The organism is Henriciella sp., from assembly GCF_049649345.1.
In the GTDB taxonomy this organism is placed as follows: domain Bacteria; phylum Pseudomonadota; class Alphaproteobacteria; order Caulobacterales; family Hyphomonadaceae; genus Henriciella.
In genome coordinates this window covers 1-4,983 of the sequence record NZ_JBARZC010000042.1, presented here as the reverse complement: position 1 = coordinate 4,983, position 4,983 = coordinate 1, and the positions used below count along the sequence as shown (strand labels likewise).

General features: G+C 61.9%; 3 protein-coding genes and 1 pseudogene. 3 read left to right on the top strand and 1 reads right to left on the bottom strand.

The annotated features are described in order from the left end of the window. The first annotated feature begins 90 nt into the window (after positions 1-90). From WA989_RS01115 to WA989_RS01105, 3 genes are all read left to right on the top strand, one after another. On the top strand, positions 91-1,338 hold the full coding sequence (locus WA989_RS01115; protein ID WP_424338691.1) for an aspartate kinase: 1,248 nt from the start codon (positions 91-93) through the stop codon (positions 1,336-1,338). Positions 1,339-1,382: 44 nt separating this feature from the next. After that, on the top strand, positions 1,383-3,653 hold the full coding sequence (gene ptsP, locus WA989_RS01110) for a phosphoenolpyruvate--protein phosphotransferase (protein WP_424338690.1): 2,271 nt from the start codon (positions 1,383-1,385) through the stop codon (positions 3,651-3,653). An 89-nt stretch (positions 3,654-3,742) separates the two neighbouring features. After that, entirely contained in the window at positions 3,743-4,672 is a 930-nt protein-coding gene (locus WA989_RS01105) for a helix-turn-helix domain-containing protein (protein WP_424338689.1), read from the top strand. Positions 4,673-4,769: 97 nt separating this feature from the next. Here the strand turns inward: WA989_RS01105 and WA989_RS01100 are convergent. Next, a pseudogene (locus WA989_RS01100) lies at positions 4,770-4,983 on the bottom strand (hypothetical protein); the annotation flags it as partial.

Sequence of the window (4,983 nt, the reverse complement as noted above, 5' to 3'; positions counted from 1 at the left end):
AGCAAACCTGTTTGCTCTATTGCGGCGACGCGCTTAAAGACACGCCCGAAATCTCTGATGCATTAAATGGGAAGGCTTGGCAGCGAGGCAATGCAGCGCACAGTCCTTAAATTTGGCGGAACCTCGGTCGCAGACCTCGATCGCATCGCGCATGTCGCAGACATTGTCGCGTGGCGCGCAGAGCAGGGCGAGAAGCTCGCTGTGATCGTTTCGGCCATGGCGGGCGAGACCAACAAGCTTGTCGGATTTGCCCGCGGCGCTGCCGGTGACGCCATCACCGGCCCGAATTTCGATGACGAGTATGATGTCGTCGTCTCGTCCGGCGAACAGGTGACAAGCGGGCTTCTGGCCCTGGCGCTCAGAAAGCGCGGCCTCAAGGCGCGCAGCTGGCTTGGCTGGCAGCTCGCCATGAAGACAAGTTCGGCTCACGGCAAGGCGCGCATCCAGGGGTTCGAGAACTCAGGGCTTTCCGATGCGATCGACAGCGGCGAGATCGCCGTGATCGCGGGTTTCCAGGGCGTCACCGATGAAGGCCGCGTCTCGACGCTCGGCCGGGGCGGCTCCGATACCAGCGCTGTCGCCGTCGCTGCTGCCCTCGATGCCAATTCCTGCGATATCTATACCGATGTCGACGGGGTCTACACGACAGACCCGCGCATCGTCCCGCAGGCCCGCCGGCTTGAAAAAGTATCATACGAGGAAATGCTCGAAATGGCCTCGATGGGCGCCAAGGTGCTTCAGACGCGATCCGTCGAGATGGCCATGAACCACCAGGTCAGGGTTCGTGTGCTTTCCAGCTTTGCCGGGCCGGGCGAGACCAATCAGGGCACTTATGTCTGCAGTGAGGATGAGATCGTGGAAAAACAGGTCGTCAACGGGGTTACCTATTCACGCGATGAAGCCAAGGTCACGCTCTATGGCGTTGAAGACAAGCCGGGCGTGTCGGCCCGCATCTTCTCGATGCTGGCCGAGGCCGGCGTCAATGTCGACATGATCGTCCAGGCGAATGCCCGCAGCGCCGAGCGCGCCAATATGGTGTTTACCTGCACGAGCGCCGACAGCACCAAGGCCGAGGAGCTGCTGACCCGCCACGAGCCGGAAATCGGCTTTGAAAGCCTGCATGTTGCGCGCGACGTGGCAAAGGTGTCGGTGATCGGCGTTGGCATGAAAAGCCATACCGGTGTTGCTGGCACAATGTTCGATGCGCTCTACAAGAAGGGTATCAATATTGATGTGATCTCGACCTCCGAAATCAAGATTTCGGTGCTGATCGATGCAGCATATACAGAGCTGGCCGTGCGCGCCCTGCACACCGCTTTCGGGCTTGACGACGCGTAACCCAACCGGCCAGTTGGGGCCGGACCCAGTTATTTCGTGGAGCTATGCCCCAGAGCTTTTCTGTCCCCAGGCTCCTGATCAACCGTCTTCGCAATGTGATGGCGGGCGATATGGAAGCCGATACACGCCTCCAGAAGGTGGTGACCCTTGTTGCAGGGACAATGGTCGCGGACGTGTGCTCCATCTACAAGCGGACCGACGATGACGAGCTTGAACTGGTCGCGACCGAGGGCCTCGCCCCCGCCGCCGTGCACCAGACGCGTATGGCGCTTGATGAGGGCCTTGTCGGCCAGATCGCGCTCTCCGGCGAACCGCTGTCCATACAGGACGCGCCGCGCCATCCGGCTTTCTCCTACAGGCCTGAGACAGGCGAGGACCCGTATCACGCCTTTCTCGGCGTGCCGATCCTGCGCGATGGCCGTGTGATCGGCGTCCTCACCGTCCAGAACCGGACCGAGCGGGTCTATGAGGAAGACGAGATCGACAGCCTGCAGACCATCGCCATGGTGCTTGCCGAAGTCGTTGCCGCCGAAGCGCCGACCACAAGTAGCATGTCTGCCAGGGAGGCGAGGCCTGCCACGCTTCGCGGCCGGGTCCTCTGCGACGGGCTTGGCGTCGGACGCGCGCGGCTGCATGACGTTGTCGTCTCGCCAGCCCGCTATTTCACAGAAGACCCGGAAGCCGAGGTCCAGCGCCTGCGCACTGCACTCGGCGAGCTCAATGCCTCCCTCGACCGGATGCTGGCCAGCGATGTCGGCGCCATCTTCGGCGAGCCGCGCGAAGTGCTCGAAGCGTTCAAGATGCTGTCGAGCGACCCGGTCTGGGCCATGCGGCTCGAAGAAACGGTCCGTACGGGCCTGTCTGCCGAAGCCGCGGTCGACCGCTCACGCCGCGACCACCGCACCAAGCTTGAAAATGTGCAGGACCCCTATCTGCGCGAGCGGCTGCACGATCTGGAAGACCTCGACAACCGCCTCCTGCGCATGCTTTCCGGTAGCCGGCAGACCAGTTTCAACGGACGCGATACCGACGCAGACGTGAAGGAAGTGCTGATTGCGCGCCGCCTCGGCCCGGCAGAGCTGCTGGAATACCGCACGTCCGGCCTTGCGGCGATCATCCTCGAAGAAGTAGCGCCCTCAAGCCACACAGCCATCGTCGCGCGCGCCATGGGTATTCCGACGATAGGCGGGGTAGGCGGCCTCTCGGCGCTCGTCTCGCCTGGAGACCAGATCATCGTCGACGGCGAGGAGGGCACGCTGCATGTGCGGCCCGATCAGAGCCTGCTCGACGCCTATCAGACACGGACCGTTCTTCGCACCGAACGCCAGGCGGCGTTTCAGGCGCTGCGCGATCAGCCGTCCCGCACCCGTGACGGGGTCGACATCAAGCTGATGCTGAATGCCGGCCTCGCCATCGACCTCGACTCGCTCGACCGCACGGGCGCAGACGGGATCGGCCTGTTCCGCACCGAGTTCCAGTTCCTTGTCTCAGACACGCTGCCCAAAATGGAATCCCAGATCGAGCTTTATAGAAGCGTGCTCGATCATGCCGGCAGCCGGCCTGTGCAGTTCCGCACGCTTGACCTGGGCGGCGACAAGCTTCTGCCGAATGCCACAGACGAGTTCGAGGAGAACCCTGCGCTGGGTTGGCGCTCGATCCGTTTTGCGCTCGACCGGCCGGGCCTGTTCCGGCGGCAGTTGCGTGCGCTTGTGCGGGCTGCAGATGGCGGGCCTCTATCGGTCATGTTCCCAATGGTAACGATCGCCGAGGAATTCTTCGAGGCGAAGGCGCTGCTGCTCGATGAGATCGAGTGGAGCAAGCAGCGCGGGCACGCCGAGCCCTGCGAATTGCGCGTCGGGGCGATGCTGGAAAGCCCGGCTTTTGCCTATGGGCTGGAAGACGTGGCGGGGGAGGTGGATTTCCTGTCGGTCGGCACGAATGATCTCATGCAGTTCTTCCACGCAGCCGACCGCATGGTCCAGAGAGTGTCGGATCGCTATGATCTGGTCAGCCGCCCGGCGATGAGATACCTCGATTTTATCAAGAAAGAGTGCGATCGGCTGGATATTCCTGTCTCGGTGTGTGGCGAAGTTGCATCACGTCCGCTGGAGGCCCTGTGCCTGATGGGCCTTGGTTATCGTATGCTTTCCATGCCGGCTGCAGGGATCGGTCCTGTGAAAAGAATGCTTAGATCTCTGGACCTTGGCGACTTTTCGGCCCGCCTGAAAGAGCTGATTCATTCGTCGAACGGATCGTTCCGTAACGAAGTGTTAGCCATCGCGCAATTACAAGAAATTGCATTGACTGACAGCTGATTTGAGTGCGTTTGGCGCGCGAGATGCTATGGTATGATGCCTGCATTGGGAAAAGCAGTATCAGTCACGCAGAAACTGGACGGTACGTCATGGAACATGACGACAAGAAGTCAGTCGAATTCGGGCCGGAAGAAACCGGTAACGACGAGACCATGTCCTCGCCGGACACTGCTGCTTTGTCTGACGCCGCAAGTGAGGACACAGACCCCGGCATGACAGGCCTGATCGAGGGCTTTACCGCTGGCGGGCGCCTGCGCGCGGGCCGCGAGGCGCGGGGCAAGTCGATCGAGGAGATGTCGAAAGAGCTCCTGATCAACCGCCGCGTCCTGGAATCGCTCGAACAGACCATCCAGCCTCCAGATTATGACATGCGCCGCACGCGTATAGTTGCGCGCAGCTATGCCAATGCCCTTGGCATTCCCGCAGAGACAATCCTTGCCGACTTCCCGATGGAAGAAGAGCAGGATCTGGCAACGGCCATCCCCAAATCCTCCGTCACGGTCAGCGAGCTTGGCCGCCGGCGCTATCTCATTCCTGCGCTTGGCGCAGGCGCGCTCGTCATGGCCGTCAGCGTAAGCGCGCTCTTCCTGACGCCCGACAAGGTGTTTGAGCGGCGCGCGACGCCGTCTGTCGCCGAACGGGTGGTTGCTGTGAACACCGCGCAGGGCAGCCTGTTTGCCCGCGAGCGCGCAGCACAGCCTGTCAGCGACACCGCAGAAATCTCCATCGTGGCGATGAAGCCTGCCTGGATCGAAGTGCGCGGCGCGGACGGCACGATCTTCAGAAGCCGCACAATGGCGCGCGGCGAAGTCTATTATCCGCGCATTGGCGCCGACTGGACGGTCACAGTGCAGGACGGCAGCGCGTTCGAGTGGCACATGGACGGTGTAGCTGTGGGTCTGATGTCCGACACGGCAAGCCCGATCTATTCCGCCAGCATTGACGAGGCCGCAGCGCTTGCCGCCGAGCAGGCCGCACCTGCCATGGCGGCCACCTCGAACAGCCGGCCGAGCCGCTAGCCGACGGGCGCGGCCAAATTTTCAAAGCGCACGAAAAAACCAGCCGCGGCGCGCCGGGCTGGTTTCCTGTTTTGAGTTTGTGGATCCGGCCGGGAACCTACTGATTCAATTGCTGCGCAGCACGGGCCTGGCTGAGCGCGCGCTGGAAGTGCTGGTCGTTGTCGCCGAGCACCGGCGTATCACGGCATTCGCCCGCACAGTCATAGGAGTATGAGGAGCCGGCTCGGTTAATCGTGACAAGATTGGCCGAGTTCGTCGTGACCACAACGTCCGTCGAATAGATGATGTTGTTGTCGTCATCCATGATCAGA

Bases quoted from the DNA above. Each gene is read 5' to 3' on its own strand.
- WA989_RS01115 (WP_424338691.1), top strand. From the start codon at position 91: ATGCAGCGCACAGTCCTTAAATTTGGCGGAACCTCGGTCGCAGACCTC.
- ptsP (WP_424338690.1), top strand. From the start codon at position 1,383: ATGCCCCAGAGCTTTTCTGTCCCCAGGCTCCTGATCAACCGTCTTCGC.
- WA989_RS01105 (WP_424338689.1), top strand. From the start codon at position 3,743: ATGGAACATGACGACAAGAAGTCAGTCGAATTCGGGCCGGAAGAAACC.